We start from the raw sequence: 19759 nt of genomic DNA, 5'->3' as shown, positions 1-19759 counted from the left end.
AGCCATTTCTAGTATTTTATACGCCTGTGCGAAACTCGAGTGTTGTTCAAACCACGCAGAAATAGCGAGAAAAATATGATTTCTTTGCGCTCGGCTCGTGCGAGCCTGACAGCGTTCAATACCACAGTTTTGTTTAACTTCTCGATGATAAACTTCAACAGACCAACGGGCATCCATGATAGATTGGACGTATTGACGGGTGGGATTCTCTTTGTTTGTTACTATGTAATCAATACGGCCGTTTTTGGCTGTAAATTTGAAAACGGTTACCCAACCATATCCTCGCAAGTGTATTGGCGTTCCTTCTTCTGAGATGTCTAACTTGTTCAGTTGTTTGTTATGGTTAACAATCCTATTTTTCCTCAGCGTGGTTACCCAGATCCAACCATGAGAGCGAATTGATTTCAGGTTATCCAGGCTAGAATACCAAGCATCCATCACTACGGCTTCTGGCATGATCCCTCTTTTTTTAGCAAGAGTGAGCATTTCGGAAAAGTGCGTGTTTTTTGTTTTTCCATCAGAATCTTTATCATAAATACGATAATTGATAGGAATTGATTCAACCTTCGTTAGATCATGCCAAAGCAAATTAACTAAACCTATGCCAGCAATAACATCATGTTCATTACCTGAATATTGATAATGGACCATCTCTATTTTTTACTACGTGTTTTGGCAATCAATGTATCATCGGCAATTAGTACGCAAGGGCTTTTTTTGTCTATAGAAGGTTCAACTAATCGCCATAGGTCTTTAGGTCTAAAACATCTACTTTTTAGCCATCGGCTAACAGTGTCATGAGATAAAGGAGATGGGCTTACTTCTGATAACGCTAAACCAGAGTATCTTAAACTGCTTACTTGTAAGAATGTTTTATAGATATCTTTAATACATGGATAACCCGACAAAATATGAACACCCTGATTTTTTCTTGTTTTTAAATTTATACTTCTTTTTTGGAGATTGCGAAACTCGTGGCTTAAAAAAGACAAACCGAGTCGCTGGGCAAAACTAGAAGCACTTATTGAACGTGCAGACGGTAAACCTGTTATCGCACCGGAATCTGACCCTCGACCTGCCATTATTACTAACCCCTTAAACGACTTTGACGATGTGACCGAAGCGGCACTCGCTGATAAATCCATTTAATTAACCTGAGTTCGGGATAAGCATTATCAATTATACTTGAAGATACGTACCTGCAACAGGTATCTTTGGTTTAGATGGCATTAAACAATATGCAACCAGTCCGCCTAATAAATTCACTACAAAGTTAGCCGGAGAGCGATGTCGCGTATGCTCTATTTGACAAAGATTTTTTAACTCATCAAATACCGTTTCAATGACAGAACGATGACGCAAGATGGCTTTGTCGAAACAAGTCTGTTTAATAGGCTTCATTTTCTTCTTGATATTCGTTATAAGGCTAATTCCCATCGTTTTGAGTTGCTGTTTCAGTGAAGCCGATAAATACCCTTTATCTGCGTACAAACAACCAGAAAGATCCTTTGTCAGCTCAGGCAATGGTTTCCGATCATCGGTGTTTCCTGGTGTGAGTCGAAAACTGAGTATTTCCCCCAAATGATTGATAATTACATGAAGCTTGAAACCAAAGAACCAACCTGTTGAATTTTTTCCCCGTTCAGCTATCCCATTGAAGACTTTATGTCTGCGGATCCGTAAGTTATCACACACCGCTATCGGAGTAGAATCGGCAACCGATAGCCCCGTGCATTTTCCCTTAATTGACTCAAACAGTGCCGTTAACGCTAAGGCACTACGCGGAAGTAACTCTACACAGCGTGAATAGGATGGCAAGTTAGGAAATTCCTTCCGGAGATATAAGCGGACATAATAGAGATAAAATACCTTGAATTGCCTGAATCGGAGTTGATGAAACAACACAACCAGTGTCATCATTTCCGCCAACGAAAGCTGAGTAGACCGTCTACGACGCTTAGTACCGTTAGTCAGCAAATATTCATGCATTTTTGGCTCGAAGTCTTTGCAAAAATCATCCATCAGGCAATAAAGTTCAGTAAGATTTTCCATAATTGTTTAACAATGCTCTACTCTTTAACCAGACTGTTAGAGTATTTTAACAAAACAGGCTCATTCAACTATTTGAATATCAAGACTTTCTCTTTATTTCTTATCCCGAACTCAGGTTAATTAAAAGGTAACGTGATGAAAATTAAATTAAACAACGTACGTCTGGCTTTTCCTGAATTATTTGAACCTACACAAGTCAGTGGCCAGGGCGCCTTCAAATACCGAACAAATTTCCTTATCGCCAAAAATCGTACTGACCTGATTGAGGAAATCAAAACGGCGATTAAGGCGGTCATTAAGGAAAAATGGGGAGCCAAAGAGGTAGAAAAAATTTATAACAGCATCTGCCACTCCAATAACCGTTTTTGCTTCCGCGACGGGGACAATAAGGAATACGACGGTTATGCCGGAAATATGTACATCACCGCCAGTAACAAAGATCGGCCGTTAGTCATTGACGTAAATCGCACACCACTCACCGCACAGGACGGACGCCCCTATTCGGGCTGTTACGTTAACGCCACCATTCAGTTTTACGCGTATGACAATAATGGTAAAGGGGTTTCAGCCTCCTAAGAGGGGTTCAGTTTTTCCAGGATGGCGATGCGTTTGCAGGTGGAAGCGTGGCCTCCGTTGACGAATTTGACGACCTGAGCATGGCTGAGGAAGAAGAATTATTAGCCAGCTAAGTTAACACCAGGGGAACTACCGCCGCCTGAGGTGGTGAAATAATCAGGCACCGCGCTAAATTCCTTGAGGAGGCTTAAAAATGAAATTAGATAATATTGGTGAAACCATTGCGCTCACTAACCCCAGTAACAACAGCCGTTATTTACTTAACTTAGCCCAACCCGTTTTCGCCGATGAGGAAACCAAAACATTAATCAATATGATCCAACTACTAGCTGAAGAAAACCAGTACCTGAGAAAAGAGAATAAGCGATTGGCAAAAAGCCATCGGTAAAATGGTGTCGATGCACGTGTTAAAGACCCAATCAAGGAGTACAGGATGAATTATCTTACCGGAAAAAAAACCTCTATAGATTCAGTATTAAAAAATATTGAGGAGCTGAAAACAGCAATTTATGGATTACATAAACTAGCAACAATCAAAGCTAAACATATAGAAATACAAGGTGTTTTTATTGAAAAAATCAGGATTGCAGTAATTATCAGCGAGAAACTCGCAGTTCTATTACACAACATTGCTCAAGACGTTGACTGCCTTAAAAGAAACATTTAAACAATCAACACACTTATTGCTAGCATATTGATAAATTTAACCACCCCATAATTTAGGGATTACTTCTTTAAATAGTAAACCGAGAATACCCGCCAATAAGAACCATTGCAGCCGATCAAATTTTTGTTCCAGTCTGTCAAAACGTTTTTCTGAAAAATCAAGGCGCTTATCTATCTGAGCAATATCCTTACGGACATCAGCAATCTCAGCTGATAAGTCTTTACGGACATCAGCAATCTCAGCCGATAAATCTTTGCGGACATCAGCAATCTCAGCCGATAAGTCTTTGCGGACATCAGCAATATTGCGGTTGACTTCAACAATATCCGCTTTAGTCGCAACATCAGCAACCTCATGCGATCTACGTACTACCAGTGAAATAGCTCTAGCCTGTTCTCTGGAAATACCCGCATTTTCTAGTTCTTCCGATGCTTGTAGTGCATCAAATGCAACCTGACCCATAACCATACCTCCTTTTTATGGAAGTATAACACAACCATTTTTATTGTGAACTCAGTGAGAAATCGTCGCTGACTTGTCAACGATCACCGAAAACTGATCCACTTTTTAGCTAAATCCGATCAATCAAAATTGATCCACTTTTACTCAGTCATTGCTCCTGAGCGCCGCTTATCTTTCAATCGATAGCTTTCACCGCTTAATTGCAGTACATGCGAATGATGAAGTAAACGATCAAGCATAGCGGCAGTTAATGTTGCGTCATCAGCAAAAGCATTTGGCCATTGCCCAAATGATAAGTTACTCGTCAATATGACACTGCCATGCTCATAACGCTTGGCAATCACATTGAAAAACAGGTTTGCTTCTTCTCGCCCAAACGGCAGGTATCCAATCTCATCGATAATCAACAATTTCGGGGCCATCACCGAACGTGATAGATATTGTTTGAGCTTATTTTGTCGTTTGGCAGTTGAGAGTTGCAACATCAGTTCAGCTGCCGTGGTAAAGCGGGTTTTCTTCTTGGCCTGTACTGCTTTTAATCCTAACCCAATAGCTAAATGCGTTTTGCCTACACCGCTTGGGCCAAGCAACACGACATTTTCATTACGTTCAATAAACGTTAATGCGCTTAATTCCTGTATGTGTTGTTTGGGGATCCCCGTTGCAAACTTAAAATCGAACGTATTAAGTTCTTTATGTGCTGGGAATCCTGCCATCCGACTCAAAAGATTACGGGTTCGTTCATCTCGTTGTTGTTGCTCACATTTTAATAGGGACAGTAAAAACTCTCCGTAGCTTTTGTCTTGGGCAATGCATTGTTCGGCAAGTGATGACCAATGAGTCGGAATAGAATTTAATTTCAATGACTCACACAGGTGTTCAATTTGTTCATGCAATAACATGTTCACCTCCCAGCAATGCTTCGTATACGCTGATTGAGTGTTGCAAACTGACAGATTCAAGGGGCGGTACGATACGGATATTAAGCGTATCAGTCTGCGGGATAGATTGGCAAACCCTTGCTGGTAAGGGTAGAAGATACTTAACTTCCTTAGCTAGTCTATCTGCTGGCTTCTCTAACGTTGTTCCATGAATCCGCTGATGGGCAACGCGTTGTAACCAGGGCCCCACTCTTGCATTAGCTATCTCAATATCCAGTTCAAGATTATGAGCACGAAGGTCGGTATTTAATGGTACGATAAAGCTGTTTTTTAAATAGTGGTTAAAGCGCTCTACTTTCCCTTTAGTTTTTGCCCTGTAGGGCTTGCAAGCACACAATTTAAACCCGTAATCTTTCGACATGTAATTTATGTTCACCTTCTGCATAAGTATCCCGTTCGATGATGAGGGATTTTGCGTTATCACACAATATTTCCTGTGGTACACCACCAAAATAGTCGAAAGCTTCTCGTAAACCTTGTTGCCAGGATTCTGCTCGTTCATTATCAAAGAACTTTACATAACTCGCACGCGAATAGCCTAGCGTTGCAACAAACGCTTTTAGTGATTTTTTACCTCGCCGGATGCTGGTGAAGTCGATTTGCATTTGTTGACCTGGCTGTGTTTCAAAACGGACGACAGCTTCGGGAACAATGCTTGGTTTAAATTGACAAACAAATCGGCGTAATTGAGCAATACCGCCTTGATAGCCGCTTTCAACTACTTCATCAAATAAGACTGTTGCAGGGATCCAATCAGGTTTAGCCAGTTCAATTCGATGAAGCAAATAAGGTTTAAAGGGTGCTAATTTAGTCGGTTGTTGACTTCTTTTAGCATAAGTTGGCATTGTCTGTTGTTGTAAATGATGTTTTACGGTGTTACGGGATATGCCCAATTCACGGGCAATTTTTCGAAGGCTTTGTCCTTGTGCAAAGCAAACATGGATATCCACAAATATCTCCTTGGTTAACATAAATTATCCGTACAAAAATGTGCGAATAATACCAAGTGGATCAGTTTTAGATGATCGTTAGTGGATCAGTTTTGCATGATCGGTGACACTGACTGAAGGAACTCCCATCCCAACAGCCAGCTAACCCTAAACCTAGTATCAATAGGAGTAAGGCTAATGAAAAATTCTATTACCGTTATCGCTGTCTGTAAAGTTTTTGTGAAGGTAATCTGATGCTGCCTCTCACTGAACAACAGCTCACACGCTATAACGAAATCTTTCCAGAACTTGCTTCCGAGCAACTTGAAACCGCGGTTTTATACGCAATGGGAATACCTGAAAAGCAAATTTCGTATTTCAGATCGGCTACGGATACCACCGTCAGCAGAACACTTGAAAAAGTAAAAGAGATATACAAAACGGATTCAGTCAATCACTTACGCGCCATTTTTCAGGCAAGAATGTTTCATTTTAGTATCGTGGGTAATTGCAGCAGTCAGGCTAAACCGCCTATAGAAAAGACCAAACCCTTTTCCAGACGTGAAAACGAGGTCATCTACTGGGTGAGTATGGGGAAGACGTATCCTGAAATAGCAATGATACTGGGTATAAAAATAGTCACGGTTAAATTTCACATGGGCAACCTATTAAAAAAACTCGGGGTATACAGTGTAAAACAGGCAATAAGAATCTGTCACGAGTTTCGCACAGGCCTATAAAATTCTAGAAATGGCTTAAAAGTAATGATTAATCTGCAAGTTACTGAAATGCATAAATTTACTTAATTTACAATAAATTATATTTAATTTATAAGGTTTTATCTATTTACATATTATGCTAAATTAAACTTAAAAATAGAGCGTTTTTTTATTGGTGCGAAACTCGTGTCTGTGTTGAACACAATCTTATCGCCCCCGTTTTACGGAATAAACCTTAATTTCACCAAGAAGTCATCCACTAACGCCACTAATCAATCTTAACGCCCCTTTTATAGAGGTAATCTTCATCAATTTAAGTATTGAGGAATTTTTACATACAAAATTTAATGAATGTAACAAAAGTCAGGCTTCCCAACAACGAAACGATCGACTCGCAACAATTACTGGTCATGGTTAATGAAACACGAAAAGAATATGGTGAGCCACCGATTAGAAATAACGTCTTCATCGATCGCATTAAAGATGAACTCGAAGGAGAGACCTACAAAATTTTTGTAGGTCAAAAAAACGGCGCTGATACACGAGTTTCGCACAAAACTAATTTGGGTACGCTAATAAAACACGGATTTGCTCAGTAATAGCACTTTTGATTACGTCCCAATTTTGTTGATAAAGGGTTATTTTTTCAGATATACGACGTTTATGTTGTTCAAACCACGCAGAAATAGCGAGAAAAATATGATTTCTTTGCGCTCGGCTCGTGCGAGCCTGACAGCGTTCAATACCACAGTTTTGTTTAACTTCTCGATGATAAACTTCAACAGACCAACGGGCATCCATGATAGATTTGAGGTATTGACGGGTGGGATTCTCTTTGTTTGTTACTATGTAATCAATACGGCCGTTTTTGGCTGTAAATTTGAAAACGGTTACCCAACCATATCCTCGCAAGTGTATTGACGTTCCTTCTTCTGAGATGTCTAACTTGTTCAGTTGTTTGTTATGGTTAACAATCCTATTTTTCCTCAGCGTGGTTACCCAGATCCAACCATGAGAGCGAATTGATTTCAGGTTATCCAGGCTAGAATACCAAGCATCCATCACTACGGCTTCTGGCATGATCCCTCTTTTTTTAGCAAGAGTGAGCATTTCGGAAAAGTGCGTGTTTTTTGTTTTTCCATCAGAATCTTTATCATAAATACGATAATTGATAGGAATTGATTCAACCTTCGTCAGATCATGCCAAAGCAAATTAACTAAACCTATGCCAGCAATAACATCATGTTCATTACCTGAATATTGATAATGGACCATCACTATTTTTTTACTACGTGTTTTGGCAATCAATGTATCATCGGCAATTAGTACGCAAGGGCTTTTTTTGTCTATAGAAGGTTCAACTAATCGCCATAGGTCTTTAGGTATAAAACATCTACTTTTTAGCCATCGGCTAACAGTGTCATGAGATCACGAGTTTCGCACCAATAAATAAACGCTCTATCTTTAAGTTTAATCCAGCATAATATATAAATAGACAGAATCTTATAAATCAAAAGCAACTTATTGTAATTTAATAAAATTTATGTGTTTTAGTAACTTGAAGATTAATCATCGATTTTAAGCCATTTCTAGTATTTTATACGCCTGTGCGAAACTCGTGGAGATAAAGGCGATGGGCTTACTTCTGATAACGCTAAACCAGAGTATCTTAAACTGCTTACTTGTAAGAATGTTTTATAGATATCTTTAATACATGGATAACCCGACAAAATCACGAGTTTCGCACCAATAAAAAAACGCTCTATTTTTAAGTTTAATTCAGCATAATATGTAAATAGATAAAACCTTATAAATTAAATATAACTTATTGTAAATTAAGTGAATTTATGCATTTCAGTAACTTGCAGATTAATCATTACTTTTAAGCCATTTCTAGAATTTTATAGGCCTGTGCGAAACTCGTGAAAATATGAACACCCTGATTTTTTCTTGTTTTTAAATTTATACTTCTTTTTTGGAGATTGCGAAACTCGTGTTGTTTATTCATGTTTACTGTACCGCAACTGATGAATGAGTGTGCTGACCTCATTTTCCTGTTTAAGATGGGTTTGGGTGGTCAAAAGCGTGCTTTCTGAATTAAGTTGTACGAGATTCCCTTGTTTAATCGCCTTGTTAATTTCCTTCCGTAATGTTTCTAATGCTTTCGTCTGGCAAGGGATGCGATTAATAACATGGGTTAATAATGCATCATAGGAAAATCGGGTGTTTTTATCCGATAGTACCTTAATGGATTGTGAGATAGCCTCTTTTAGATTAACTATAGGTGCAGATGGGTTGAGGTTTTCTGCTTTTTTCACGTTATCCGCGCAATAACCGGTTTTTGCGAGCACCGCTTGCCATTCTTTATGCAGTGTTTCAACATTGGTGAAAGTTTTTGCCTTACGGTTTGCTAACACGGCGGCACTCTTTTGTTTGGCGGAAGCGGATTCGCCTACCGCCTCAACAACCTCCTTGCGTCTGGATGAAAAAGGTTCGGTGGGTACGCCTTCTATTTCCCATAAGCCATTTTTTCCGGTTGAAACAAAAGAAAATCCCTGCTTTTGCAAACTTTCTTTTAGGTGCTGGCGATAAATAGACCCAAAGGTGATCTGTAAATCGCGGATAATTTCGTTAAAGCCATTGCGATTAATGGTATCCGATGACAGCGTTTTCCAGCCCCTTTTATCTGACCAGGTGGCATTAATCAATAGAGCATGCGTGTGTAAATTAGGATCGAGATTGCGGTTAGTCGTGTGAAGGAAAAGGGCAGCAATCGTATTGCCGGTGATTTCCGTTTGCGTGACCCCTTTTGTCATTGAACGGGTTGAGGCCACGCTTTCAATCTCTTTGAGTGCTGACATCACCGCCTTTTTATGTGCATCAAGCACCGCAGTATTACCTTCAACCAGGGCTAATACTGAGACACTTTTGGGCAGCGGAAAAGGTTAAGTCATAGCCTGGTCGATGCTGATTCTTACCGGCTTTATTAAAGGTTAATTGCGTGCCATCCGGTAGTTTCCCTTCCAGCATCTGCTCAAAGGTATTTCTATCCACCGTACCGGTTAATCCTAACCGTTCAGCGCCTTTACCAAACCACCCAGTCCCTTCTTCACCGACAAAGTAATAGTTATCCTTTTCCTCATAATAGTTAGCACTGGCGGAAGCGCCGCCACTGGTGAGATTTTTAACCGAGAGCATAGGCTAAATCTCCTTCTCGGTGGTTTGGTTTTTTCTTAAGTTGATATTGGTCTCTTGTCCGTTTTCAATAACATCATTACTTTTAACAATAGAAACGGGTTCAGTCGCCTTAACACCACCATAGTTAACGGTCTCAATATAATGCGTGGGTTCAGGGTGTGTTATTTCCATCGTCTGTGGGTTGTTGGTCTGGTTTTGATTGTTTTGGTCTGATTGCGTGCGCCGACCGGTGACCAATTTATCCACTTTATTTTCAATCCCCGTCTTTTCCAGTTCCTGCTCAATCTGATTATAAAAAATGGTGGAGACATCACGCTCAATTTTCCCTGCGGCAATCGTTTCATATTGCCTGTGCTCCAGCGTGAGTTTGACAATCGGCACATTCCCTCGGAGCGAGACAAAACATTCTAAATCATCCAGATTCTGAATATCGGAAAAACTGACAATTTTTTCGCGGGTATCTTCTTTCGAGAAGTTTACGCCATCACGGATGGTATCGACCCCATAGCTATACTGGTCACGGAATTTCAGTAAACGGGTTTCCCACAGTTCTTTTTGTACCCATTCGGCGACACTGCCACTGGGGGCACGGAAATACAAGGTGGTATTCGCCAAATCCCAGATATTGCGGGCGTCATGAGCGCCATAGTTTGCTTCCAGTTGCGAGAAGTTTTGAATGCCGATGAGGGTCGCCCCGCCAAATTTACGGGCTTCGGAGAGATAATCGCTAATAACGGGTAGCTTATGAAGACTGGGTAACTCATCTAACACTGTCCAGATACGACTTTCCCTGCTTGGTGTTAACGCCAGTACCGATTGCATGGTGAGATTGAGCCAGGTACTGATTAACGGCTTTAAGGCAGTATGTAAGCGACCATCGCTGGAGATAAAAACCCACGCATCTTCATCGGCATTTTGTACCCACTCCCGAATGGAAAAAGGCGGCTTACCTTCTTTTTCCAATCCCTGACAGTAGCGTAAGGCTTTGACATAAGCACTTAACACGGTACGGATGGTCATGGCCGTTTTTTCAATACTGCCATCGACCAGATTGGCCGCATCGGTGCCCTGTACAAAATCATGTAACTCAGGGAGCGAAATCGACAATAACCGTTGCAATAGTTTTTTAATTGAACGGTCAGGATGTGAGCGCATATGCTCTGCGGTCGCAACAAACAACAGGCGAGCAGACATGAGCCAAAACGGGTCACCACTTTTGGCATCGGGGAATAAGGGCAGTGCAAAGGTTTCAAAATCGGCGCGGTCTTGACATTCACGCCATAAATCCCAGTTCGGGCAACGTGCATCCATTGGGTTTAAGATAATGTCCTTGCCTTCGCGATAAAAAAGCGGGATAAATTTATTACCTTTATCGTAGATAATGGCTCCTTTCCCCTGTTGTCTTACCTGACTCAACAGGTCATTTATGACGGTGCTTTTTCCTGTTCCCACCGTGCCATGCAGTCCAACATTTTGTTGTTCACTGTTTTCAACCAGGTGCAAATCCCCAATTTTAAGCGATGAGAGTTTACCGTTGGCTTTTAAAAAGCGATTAATCTCTTTTACCGAACTGGCCAGATAGCGACCGCCGATAATCTCATTTTTTCGCTGCTGCGCCCCTTTTTTACCTAACCACCAGAACACCGCCACAATCAGGCCAACAAAGGTAAAGGAGGAAACACCCCACGCCCAAAAAGCCGTGTCTTTCAATAACACATAGCAATGAATAAAATACCTGTCGAGACGTACCTCGCGGGCGGTTTTTTCAAATTCAACCACCTGACCGGTTCGGGGATTTAACCAATGGAAGGTAAAAGTGCCCCCTTCGCTAGTGCCAATGGCTTCCTGTAGCGGTATCACCAGGGTATCCATTGCCCAGTACGCTAATCCGTGTATCATCTTCTCAAACGGGATTTGAAAGGCAATGGTGGCAAAAAAGACAAGAATAGTGACCAGAATTACCCAGAACGCCACGATATTGGCAATCTGCATAAACATGGCCACCATGTATTTAATCACCTGACCACCCTGGGTCATGTTTCTGGCATCAAGACTCATAATCAAACATTCCTTTACGAGAGGAAGCCCAATTCGTTATCGAAAAAGCGTGATGTTAACTGGGCTTTATTTTGTGAGAAATTAAAGAATATTAGCGATGCTTTTGGCTAACTGGTTTTCCAGTTCCGGTTTCGCTTCTTCAAATTTCAGATTGACCTTGTTGGCATTGGACACAATGCGCGTCTGGTATTTATGACGGTTGGTGGTTTCGGTACTGGTCTGAAGTTTTGCGCCAGAAGTGCCCTGTTTTAAGCGTGCGGTATCATTTACCGTCACCTTGGTGCCGTTGCTTAATGCGCTAATTTGCAAGTCGGTAATCATGGTGTAATTTACATCTTCCACCATCGCATCGACCGCGGCGCCAACCAGCCCTGCGGCTAATCCAACACCTAATGCGCCGCCGGTGGAATCGACGTTATAAGCCATGGCACTTGCGCCCACTGCTGCGCCAAGGGCAGCGCCTTCATAACCTTGCGATAAAAAGCGTTGGGCATCTCTTAAGTCCATCTTATCGGCTTTTAACACATTGGCCTGTATCCAGTAATAGGCGGCGTTGGGGTTATTCACCACGGTATAGCCTTTCGCTTCCACCGCTTTTCTAATCAAGCTCGCTAAATCCGACATATCTTTATCGGAGGTGTTTTTAATTTGCAAGTAAACGGTTTTCTGGGAAGCGGGGTCTAACCAGATGGTTTCACTCATTTGGGTTTTTACTTCGAGATTGCGTTTTTTTACTGTTGTGCTGACCGCACTACAGCCTGTTATAGCCACAGATGTCGATATTAAACTAACTAACAATAAACGCTTAAAAGGGTGTGCCATTTTTTAAAAACTCCTTGAATTAAGGTATAAGAAATCACTTGAACATTAAATTGAACAAGTGAAGTAAAATTATTTAGTTTTTAGATAAAGCGATTAATCATCGCTTGCGCCATAGGGATTACCACCTGCATCAAGACCACCACACATAGGAAGTCCTGTAGCGGGGTTATAATCTAGGTCTTCATTCAATATATTGTGTGAGTTATTAATAGATATGAAGAGAAGGGGGGCAAATGAAATTTTTAACCTTTATCATCATGATAGTAACGCTTGAATCATTATGTTTGTTTTTCTTTAAACAGACCTTTTCTATGATTAGTATGTCAATCATAACAGTTTGTGGTTTTCTTTGTTTTACTGCAAAAAACTGGAAAACCTATAACAAAGTAATAAAAAAGGGGGTGGTTGGAATATTTTGTTTTGGAATAATGCTGATATTCTTAAAAGAACACCTAAATATAACACCACAGAGTACTGATTCGGTGACCGATGAGCTCTATGTTTTATCTATTACCTTCTGTTTTATTTTATTAGTTATGGCTGTTTTTTTTATCAAATTCAATGCTAATAATATTAGCCGATTTTTCCTTATTTATCGCCTTTTCATTGGCGATTATTCTATCCTGAGTGGGTTTGACGTTGTGCCCAAAATCGGTTTTCTCTGCCCGTATTGCTTTTGCATATTCGCCGGTATTGGCTTCTGCAGATTCAAGTAGACTGACTTTATTGCTTTCACCGGTTTCAGGGTTAATGATTGCCTGATGTTGTCGAATTTGGCCTTTATTTGCCATTTTTTCCAATTGCCCCGCATTTTTATTAAAACCGGCTGGATCATATTGACTGGCATCATGCGGTACCTGAATACCTTGATAATGACTGGCGACTACCGTTTGATTGGCAAAGTGATTATGGCGGATATCTTCTGCAATCCGATCGCTAAATTCACTCACCAGCGCTTCACGCTGTGCTCTGACCGTGGGTGACCCTGCATCCGTTACATGACTTGCCTCGGCTTCGCCTAAACGCGAATAAGCAAACTGGGTAAATTCCTGCTCCAGGCGATGGGAAGCACTTAAACGTTCTGTTTCGCTTAAGTTTGCTTGCTCCGAGATACTTTGCTCTTTGGTTTGACTGGCGGTAAATCCGGCGAAGTTTTCGCTGGTATTTTGCACGAGTTTCGCACCAATAAAAAAACGCGCTATTTTTAAGTTTGATTCAGCATGATATATAAATAGACAAAACCTTATAAATTAAATACAAATTATTGTAATTTAATAAAATTTATGTGTTTTAGTAACTTACAGATTAACCATTGCTTTTAAGCCATTTCTAGAACTTTATATGCCTGTGCGAAACTCGTGTTTTGCAGAGAGCTCGTAGATCTCTGACTAAAGATCTGGTTTCCGCGTTGGAAATCCGGCTAACATCATTATCGGTCATATTTTTTATGACCGATGCGGATTGACTGGCTGAAAAATCTCTCGCTACCTGCAAATCTTCTGATGTTTTATTACTTTTTGACGCAGAGTCTGTGTTCTTGTCTGTCCATGTATGCCTATAAGAGGCTTCTCCTTTCACTGATAAAGCACCTTTACTACCACTAAGACTGCCTGATATACCCAAAGAAACATTATCTATGCTATCCGTGGAAGTTGTATCTTCTCTTGATGTACTGTTATTTGATGAAAGAGAAGATTTTGCCTGTTGTGATTGTCGCTGAATATCCTCAATCGCCTGACGCTGCTCTCCGGTTAACCCGCTTTCAAATGACCCTTGCTTGTTAAACTGGTTACTTAACGCGGTTGAGATATTGTAGGTGTCCGAAATCGCACTTTTTAATCCCTGATGATAGCTTTCGGTCTCGCGGTGTTGGCTGCTTAACGCTTTGCTAAAGCTGGTATCGAGCATCGAACTGGTGTCCAGACTAAACGGCAATTTCGAGATAGCTTGTGTGGTATCGACAATATGCTGACCACTTTGAGTGGCGCTAATCATCGCCCCGTTATCGATTTGCTGGCTGGAAAGCCCCGCCTTGTAACTGCGGTTTAAATCGGTCTTAAAGCCGTTGATGTTTTCCACCTGCATATTAGCCATGTTGTAATTGCCACTTGCCACCACTGAAGCATCCGCAGTGGTTGCCCCTGCCAGGGCATTACCCAGATAGGAGCCGGCACTGGCAATCTGTTGTCCGAGGGAAGTGAAGAGTTTAAAACTTAAAAACGGAATCGACATCATCCAGCCGGCAATCCCTGCGGTAGTACTGCCGGTTTGGGTCAGTCTATCCAGATTCGAGAAGGTGACACTCTCGCCACTTAAGGTGGTGGCCATCATAAAATTATAAATGTGATTAAAGATAGCAAACATCACTGGCCACAACATGAGGCTGCCCATGATGTTCAGATAATTAATGATGACTTTGTACGTTATTTCTCGCACAAAAAGCACTAATGCCATAATCGGAAAGAGCGAAATGCATAACAGCATCAGCACGGTATTGAGTTGCGGTAACATTTCACTCGCCAGATGATAACTGGCCTGATGGGACAAGCACATTTTGGCTAGCGACTGCTCGGTGGTAATGAGATTTAACCCTGCGGGGTCATTCATCGCTGCCGCATAGGCGTTAAAGCCTTTTCTTAACCCTGCTATCATGATGTTCTGTTTTAAAATATCGGCGGCAGATTGGCTTGCTTTCATAAAGTAGTTGTAGCTACCTTCGAGCATATGCGGTAACACCACCGATGCATCGTCGGCCTGGAAAGAGCTTTCGTGCATAAAACATTAATGTGCTGCCGGTTCCGGTGGTATCCAGATTAAGCAGCGATTTAAGTTTCACCGTCGCTTGCTGACAGGTCATAAACTGACTGCGTGCCCCCTCGGTGTTTTCAGCCTCCCACCCCTGATAATAAATCCCTCTTAAGGGACTCGGTTTTGAGAAAATCAGACTATAAATATCGCGGGTATTGAGTAGCTGACTTAAGCTGTATTTGTGGTTTAGCTGAATATCAGGGATAATACAGTTTTTGACGTATTCGCTGAAATTGGCGTTAATCTCAGGACTGTGGCTGTGAAAGGTTAGGGATTCCTGCATCAGCTTTTGGCCAAACATTAAGCCGGTTTTGCTATACGCAACACTGTCTGGCAGATGGAAAAAATCATCATAAAATGTCGCTACCGAATGACCGATACGACCCTGTACACGATTCTGTGTAAATGCCTTTTCTCAGTAGTGACCGTCCAGGCGGTCACCGAACTCGATAATAAAGCGGCTCATCGCCATACGCGAGTCCCTCAGCGGCATTGTCCATTTCTGTGACGCCGCCTGGATTGCCAGCCACACCACCTTTTTCACTGCGTCATCCGTCGGGAACACCTTACGCTTTTTGATGGCATGCCGGATCACGCTGTTCAGCGACTCTATGGCATTCGTTGTGTAGATCACCTTGCGGATGTCTGCCGGGTAAGCGAAGAACGTCGCCAGGTTGGCCCAGTTTGTCTGCCAGCTCCGGCTTATCTGCGGGTAGCGGCTGTCCCATGCGCTGGCGAACGCTTCCAGCGCCTGCTGGCCTGCTTCTGTTGATGGCGTCCGGAAAGCCTTTCAGACCGTCGACACAGGCGATGAGGATATCGTTCAGACCACGGTTTTTTAGTTCTGTCAGCACACTGAGCCAGAACTTCGCGCCCTCGTTTTCGGCCAGCCACATCCCAACAGTTCTTTCTGACCTTCGATGTTGATACCCAGGGCCAGAAACACGGATTTATTGATGACGCGACTGTCCTGCCGGACCTTCAGGACGATACAGTCAAGATAAACAATAGGATAGACTGCATCCAGTGGGCGATTTTGCCATTCGGTAACCTGCTCCATCACGGAATCGGTGACCTTCGAGACCAGCGTCGGTGAGACATCCGCGTCATACAGTTCTTTGAACGCAGCCGCTATCTCGCGGGTGGTCATCCCTTTGGCGTACAACGATAAAATCTGGTTATCCATCCCGGTGATCCGGGTCTGGTTTTTCTTCACCAGTTGCGGTTCGAAAGAACCGTCACGATCGCGCGGAGTGCGTAGTTCCAGAGGACCATCGCCGGTGGTAACTGTCTTTGTGGAATAGCCGTTGCGGGAGTTGGCACCCGGTTTGGGCTGATTTTTATCGTAGCCCAGATGGTGGGACATTTCGGCGTTGAAAGCCGCCTCAACGCTGATTTTCTTCAGCAGACGATCGAACTGGCTGAGATCGTCAGGGGTTTTGAGATTTTTGGCCAATTTATTAGCCAGAGCCTGCAATTGTTTTTCGTCCATAAATTAACCTTCATTTGATGCTGGATTGAACATATCAAAATCAGGCAATTACACAAATTTATGTACAGGTTCGCCGATACCGGTCAGTAACCAAAGTGGGGCGGCCAATCCTACCGGCACATTATCCACCCGATTGATTTTATCTGGCCTCGTCAGGTCGTTAACCACCACGGTGACTTTGGGTGTGAGCAGGAGTGCCGTGACACAAACAAAGGTAAACCCCCAGGCAAAAAGCCCTTTTAGGTCATGGGTTTTTACGTACGTCATGACGCACGTTAAAATACCCAAGGTTTCCGCTAGATAAAGCAACCCACCCCAGGTGCGGTGATTGACCATCGCCGCCACCGCATTTAAGGTTTGGGTCACCATGTCACCACCACTAATAAACCAGGTATCTAACACCATCTTTACCCTCCAAACTGATAGTAGCTCATCAATCGGTCAGACAAACCTGATGAGAGTTGCTGGCGCAAATAGTGCAAATTGCGCTCAAGCTCCAGCAGATGAGTTTGATTAATCTGCATTTTGGTTAAGCGCTGCGCCATTTTCTCGCGCACGGTTTTAAGGCTGTTTTGAAACTGTTTGTTTTCTTCTTCGGTATTCAGACTCCCTGCGCCTGCTACTTCCACCAAATCAATCAAGCCATCGATATAGCTCACCACCATATCGCTGGCGATGTACTCAGCCAGCGACGTCACCATTGATTCATCGAGGCTTAATGAGGCACTGTCAATCACGTAGCGCAGGATTTGGACGCGGGTACTGCCAATCAATGCTGTTTCCTTATCGGTAAGTGCTGCATCGGTGGTCGTTTTTTTAAACAGGCTTGACAATAACTTTTGGATTTGTGCTATCATGCCATGGCTGGCGGTGACTGTGATTTTGCTCTTCGTTGGCTTTAGGCATTGTGTGACATTGTCACAACGATAAACCTCCGTTGTGCCACCTTTTAAAATTGCGTCCATGACACTGTCACCTAGCCCTGGTAAAATCGACAATTCTCCTTGATTGCCATAAATCACGGTGCCGACCAGCGACATCATGAGTTCCTTTAATTCCCTGTCTGAACTTATAAACTGATTAATCTTTTCAAACACACTCCAAGTTAAATTACGGTTGCGCGGTATGCGCTTTTTCTCTTCGTCATTAGCATGGTTGAATACTTTATTGGTTTCATTACCCACGCCACAGCCCTGACGGGACGCTGCCCAATCGGCACGCTGTGGTTACCCGCGATGTCCTGACAGACATGCTGGCTCGCTGCTTGTGATTTTGGCCATAGCCCGCCGACAATCCCTTGTGCCGCCTGACAGGTAGAAATGTTCATGTTGTTAATGTCCGAGGCGAGCTTTTGCAGATAATCCTTGACGGCTTTCACTTGCGGCAGTGCGGTTTCCAATGCCAAATCAAACGCATAACCGGCGGCATTACTTAAAATCTGTTTGGCCATCACTTTTATTTGGTCGGAGTTAATAAAGCTAAATGACCCCAGATAGGCATCAATGCCGCCACAACCGGATTTCACTTCGGGTAACGTCACCGAGATAAGCTGGATTTGCCTGACGGGATTGCGCAGAAATAGCGACCCACCGGTGAGATAACCCGCTGCCTGTCCTTGCCACGCGGCTGCTTGCGTGACATTTGCGCCACTGCCGCTATTGAGCTCCTGGAAAAACTTGTTTAAATCTTCATTGATACCGGCCTGGGCGGTAGCACAAAAAAGCGTCAGCGCAATTAACGAGTCCCGTTTTTTCATTGCAATACCCCCAGTTTTTCAGCAAGCAAAAAAGATTGTTCCAGCCGATTAACCAACGCCGTTGCGCTCAGCATGCCTTGCGAAACGGGAATAGCGACCAGGGTTTGGGTGTTAACAATAAAATCTGTTGGCGTCACCTGCGGTAATTCAGGGAAAAACTCCCCAATCACATCAGGGGTTACCGGTAATACGTTGCTAAAGGTACTATCACCGAATCCGTCAAAACTGTAGACCACGAGTTTCTCAATCTCCAAAAAAGAAGTATAAATTTAAAAACAAGAAAAAATCAGGGTGTTCATATTTTGTCGGGTTATCCATGTATTAAAGATATCTATAAAACATTCTTACAAGTAAGCAGTTTAAGATACTCTGGTTTAGCGTTATCAGAAGTAAGCCCATCGCCTTTATCTCATGACACTGTTAGCCGATGGCTAAAAAGTAGATGTTTTAGACCTAAAGACCTATGGCGATTAGTTGAACCTTCTATAGACAAAAAAAGCCCTTGCGTACTAATTGCCGATGATACATTGATTGCCAAAACACGTAGTAAAAAAATAGAGATGGTCCATTATCAATATTCAGGTAATGAACATGAGGTTATTGCTGGCATAGGTTTAGTTAATTTGCTTTGGCATGATCTGACGAAGGTTGAATCAATTCCTATCAATTATCGTATTTATGATAAAGATTCTGATGGAAAAACAAAAAACACGCACTTTTCCGAAATGCTCACTCTTGCTAAAAAAAGAGGGATCATGCCAGAAGCCGTAGTGATGGATGCTTGGTATTCTAGCCTGGATAACCTGAAATCAATTCGCTCTCATGGTTGGATCTGGGTAACCACGCTGAGGAAAAATAGGATTGTTAACCATAACAAACAACTGAACAAGTTAGACATCTCAGAAGAAGGAACGTCAATACACTTGCGAGGATATGGTTGGGTAACCGTTTTCAAATTTACAGCCAAAAACGGCCGTATTGATTACATAGTAACAAACAAAGAGAATCCCACCCGTCAATACCTCAAATCTATCATGGATGCCCGTTGGTCTGTTGAAGTTTATCATCGAGAAGTTAAACAAAACTGTGGTATTGAACGCTGTCAGGCTCGCACGAGCCGAGCGCAAAGAAATCATATTTTCTCGCTATTTCTGCGTGGTTTGAACAACATAAACGTCGTATATCTGAAAAAATAACCCTTTATCAACAAAATTGGGACGTAATCAAAAGTGCTATTACTGAGCAAATCCGTGTTTTATTAGCGTACCCAAATTAGTTT

At 42.4% G+C, this 19759-nt stretch carries 19 protein-coding genes and 8 pseudogenes; 6 read left to right on the top strand and 21 right to left on the bottom strand.

The window, feature by feature from the left end; all coding sequences use genetic code 11:
* Positions 1–39: 39 nt before the first annotated feature.
* A pseudogene (locus V3224_RS29615) lies at positions 40–908 on the bottom strand (IS701 family transposase); the annotation flags it as partial.
* Between the two features lie 55 nt (positions 909–963).
* Here V3224_RS29615 and V3224_RS00435 point away from each other — a divergent pair.
* Positions 964–1149: a hypothetical protein gene (locus V3224_RS00435; protein WP_442889604.1), complete on the top strand. Its 186-nt coding sequence runs from the start codon at positions 964–966 to the stop codon at positions 1147–1149.
* Positions 1150–1179: 30 nt separating this feature from the next.
* Here the strand turns inward: V3224_RS00435 and V3224_RS00430 are convergent, their stop codons facing one another.
* On the bottom strand, positions 1180–2052 hold the full coding sequence (locus V3224_RS00430; protein ID WP_334467716.1) for an IS982 family transposase: 873 nt from the start codon (positions 2050–2052) through the stop codon (positions 1180–1182).
* A gap of 135 nt (positions 2053–2187) precedes the next feature.
* Between V3224_RS00430 and V3224_RS00425 the strand changes: the two are divergent.
* From V3224_RS00425 to V3224_RS00415, 3 genes and pseudogenes are all read left to right on the top strand, one after another.
* A pseudogene (locus tag V3224_RS00425) lies at positions 2188–2741 on the top strand (DUF2815 family protein).
* Positions 2742–2821: 80 nt separating this feature from the next.
* Positions 2822–3016, top strand: a complete 195-nt coding sequence (locus V3224_RS00420) for a hypothetical protein (protein WP_334467784.1) — start codon at positions 2822–2824, stop codon at positions 3014–3016.
* A gap of 45 nt (positions 3017–3061) precedes the next feature.
* Positions 3062–3295: a hypothetical protein gene (locus V3224_RS00415; protein ID WP_334467782.1), complete on the top strand. Its 234-nt coding sequence runs from the start codon at positions 3062–3064 to the stop codon at positions 3293–3295.
* A gap of 36 nt (positions 3296–3331) precedes the next feature.
* Here the strand turns inward: V3224_RS00415 and V3224_RS00410 are convergent, their stop codons facing one another.
* The 3 genes and pseudogenes from V3224_RS00410 to istA all read right to left on the bottom strand — a co-directional run bounded on the left by V3224_RS00410 (position 3332) and on the right by istA (position 5669).
* Positions 3332–3757: a hypothetical protein gene (locus tag V3224_RS00410; RefSeq protein WP_334467781.1), complete on the bottom strand. Its 426-nt coding sequence runs from the start codon at positions 3755–3757 to the stop codon at positions 3332–3334.
* A gap of 140 nt (positions 3758–3897) precedes the next feature.
* Positions 3898–4659: an IS21-like element helper ATPase IstB gene (gene istB / locus V3224_RS00405; RefSeq protein ID WP_334467780.1), complete on the bottom strand. Its 762-nt coding sequence runs from the start codon at positions 4657–4659 to the stop codon at positions 3898–3900.
* A pseudogene (gene istA, locus V3224_RS00400) lies at positions 4646–5669 on the bottom strand (IS21 family transposase). The gene istB and the pseudogene istA overlap by 14 nt, the downstream one beginning before the upstream one ends.
* 509 nt (positions 5670–6178) lie before the next feature.
* Here istA and V3224_RS00395 point away from each other — a divergent pair.
* Positions 6179–6367, top strand: a pseudogene (locus tag V3224_RS00395) (helix-turn-helix domain-containing protein); the annotation flags it as partial.
* A gap of 537 nt (positions 6368–6904) precedes the next feature.
* Here V3224_RS00395 and V3224_RS00385 read toward each other — a convergent pair.
* The 16 genes and pseudogenes from V3224_RS00385 to V3224_RS00320 form a co-directional block, all read right to left on the bottom strand.
* A pseudogene (locus V3224_RS00385) lies at positions 6905–7774 on the bottom strand (IS701 family transposase); the annotation flags it as partial.
* A gap of 161 nt (positions 7775–7935) precedes the next feature.
* Entirely contained in the window at positions 7936–8076 is a 141-nt protein-coding gene (locus tag V3224_RS00380) for a hypothetical protein (RefSeq protein ID WP_334467779.1), read from the bottom strand.
* Between the two features lie 152 nt (positions 8077–8228).
* Positions 8229–8354 (bottom strand): hypothetical protein, encoded by a 126-nt coding sequence (locus V3224_RS00375; RefSeq protein WP_334467778.1) that lies wholly within the window; start codon positions 8352–8354, stop codon positions 8229–8231.
* Positions 8347–9544, bottom strand: a pseudogene (gene mobF, locus V3224_RS00370) (MobF family relaxase). The gene V3224_RS00375 and the pseudogene mobF overlap by 8 nt, the downstream one beginning before the upstream one ends.
* A gap of 3 nt (positions 9545–9547) precedes the next feature.
* Positions 9548–11602, bottom strand: a complete 2055-nt coding sequence (traD, locus tag V3224_RS00365; RefSeq protein WP_334467776.1) for a type IV conjugative transfer system coupling protein TraD — start codon at positions 11600–11602, stop codon at positions 9548–9550.
* A gap of 81 nt (positions 11603–11683) precedes the next feature.
* Positions 11684–12424, bottom strand: a complete 741-nt coding sequence (gene traT, locus V3224_RS00360; protein ID WP_334467774.1) for a complement resistance protein TraT — start codon at positions 12422–12424, stop codon at positions 11684–11686.
* Positions 12425–12517: 93 nt separating this feature from the next.
* Positions 12518–12613 carry a hypothetical protein gene (locus V3224_RS29610; protein WP_442889599.1) on the bottom strand — a complete coding sequence of 32 codons (96 nt, stop codon included), beginning with the start codon at positions 12611–12613 and terminating at the stop codon, positions 12518–12520.
* Between the two features lie 341 nt (positions 12614–12954).
* Complete coding sequence (locus V3224_RS00355; RefSeq protein ID WP_334467772.1) at positions 12955–13596, bottom strand: hypothetical protein; 642 nt, start codon at positions 13594–13596, stop codon at positions 12955–12957.
* Between the two features lie 157 nt (positions 13597–13753).
* Entirely contained in the window at positions 13754–15199 is a 1446-nt protein-coding gene (locus V3224_RS00350) for a conjugal transfer protein TraG N-terminal domain-containing protein (RefSeq protein WP_334467770.1), read from the bottom strand.
* On the bottom strand, positions 15135–15569 hold the full coding sequence (locus tag V3224_RS00345) for a conjugal transfer protein TraG N-terminal domain-containing protein (RefSeq protein ID WP_334468081.1): 435 nt from the start codon (positions 15567–15569) through the stop codon (positions 15135–15137). Before V3224_RS00345 ends, V3224_RS00350 begins: the two co-directional genes overlap by 65 nt.
* Before the next feature lie 78 nt (positions 15570–15647).
* Positions 15648–15776, bottom strand: coding sequence for a hypothetical protein (locus V3224_RS29605; RefSeq protein ID WP_442889680.1), 129 nt, complete (start codon positions 15774–15776; stop codon positions 15648–15650).
* Positions 15777–15785: 9 nt separating this feature from the next.
* A pseudogene (locus V3224_RS00340) lies at positions 15786–16724 on the bottom strand (IS256 family transposase); the annotation flags it as partial.
* Positions 16725–16772: 48 nt separating this feature from the next.
* On the bottom strand, positions 16773–17129 hold the full coding sequence (locus V3224_RS00335) for a conjugal transfer protein TraG N-terminal domain-containing protein (RefSeq protein WP_334467768.1): 357 nt from the start codon (positions 17127–17129) through the stop codon (positions 16773–16775).
* Positions 17130–17131: 2 nt separating this feature from the next.
* Positions 17132–17908 carry a conjugal transfer protein TraH gene (locus V3224_RS00330; protein ID WP_334467767.1) on the bottom strand — a complete coding sequence of 259 codons (777 nt, stop codon included), beginning with the start codon at positions 17906–17908 and terminating at the stop codon, positions 17132–17134.
* Positions 17830–18480: a conjugal transfer protein TraH gene (locus tag V3224_RS00325; RefSeq protein ID WP_334467765.1), complete on the bottom strand. Its 651-nt coding sequence runs from the start codon at positions 18478–18480 to the stop codon at positions 17830–17832. Before V3224_RS00325 ends, V3224_RS00330 begins: the two co-directional genes overlap by 79 nt.
* Positions 18477–18716 carry a hypothetical protein gene (locus tag V3224_RS00320; RefSeq protein WP_334467764.1) on the bottom strand — a complete coding sequence of 80 codons (240 nt, stop codon included), beginning with the start codon at positions 18714–18716 and terminating at the stop codon, positions 18477–18479. Before V3224_RS00320 ends, V3224_RS00325 begins: the two co-directional genes overlap by 4 nt.
* Before the next feature lie 66 nt (positions 18717–18782).
* Here V3224_RS00320 and V3224_RS00315 point away from each other — a divergent pair.
* Positions 18783–19756 (top strand): annotated as a pseudogene (locus V3224_RS00315) (IS701 family transposase).
* The last annotated feature ends 3 nt before the right edge of the window (positions 19757–19759 follow it).

It is taken from the genome of Arsenophonus sp. PmNCSU2021_1 (assembly GCF_036919435.1).
Taxonomy (GTDB): domain Bacteria; phylum Pseudomonadota; class Gammaproteobacteria; order Enterobacterales; family Enterobacteriaceae; genus Arsenophonus; species Arsenophonus nilaparvatae.
Note: the sequence above shows the minus strand (reverse complement) of the source record. Positions and strands in the feature narration are given on the sequence as shown.

Coding starts and splice junctions, on each gene's coding strand:
- V3224_RS00430 (WP_334467716.1), bottom strand. CDS start 2,052: ATGGAAAATCTTACTGAACTTTATTGCCTGATGGATGATTTTTGCAAA.
- V3224_RS00420 (WP_334467784.1), top strand. CDS start 2,822: ATGAAATTAGATAATATTGGTGAAACCATTGCGCTCACTAACCCCAGT.
- V3224_RS00415 (WP_334467782.1), top strand. CDS start 3,062: ATGAATTATCTTACCGGAAAAAAAACCTCTATAGATTCAGTATTAAAA.
- V3224_RS00410 (WP_334467781.1), bottom strand. CDS start 3,757: ATGGGTCAGGTTGCATTTGATGCACTACAAGCATCGGAAGAACTAGAA.
- istB (WP_334467780.1), bottom strand. CDS start 4,659: ATGTTATTGCATGAACAAATTGAACACCTGTGTGAGTCATTGAAATTA.
- V3224_RS00375 (WP_334467778.1), bottom strand. CDS start 8,354: ATGAATAAACAACACGAGTTTCGCAATCTCCAAAAAAGAAGTATAAAT.
- traD (WP_334467776.1), bottom strand. CDS start 11,602: ATGAGTCTTGATGCCAGAAACATGACCCAGGGTGGTCAGGTGATTAAA.
- traT (WP_334467774.1), bottom strand. CDS start 12,424: ATGGCACACCCTTTTAAGCGTTTATTGTTAGTTAGTTTAATATCGACA.
- V3224_RS00350 (WP_334467770.1), bottom strand. CDS start 15,199: ATGCACGAAAGCTCTTTCCAGGCCGACGATGCATCGGTGGTGTTACCG.
- V3224_RS00335 (WP_334467768.1), bottom strand. CDS start 17,129: ATGGTGTTAGATACCTGGTTTATTAGTGGTGGTGACATGGTGACCCAA.
- V3224_RS00325 (WP_334467765.1), bottom strand. CDS start 18,480: ATGAAAAAACGGGACTCGTTAATTGCGCTGACGCTTTTTTGTGCTACC.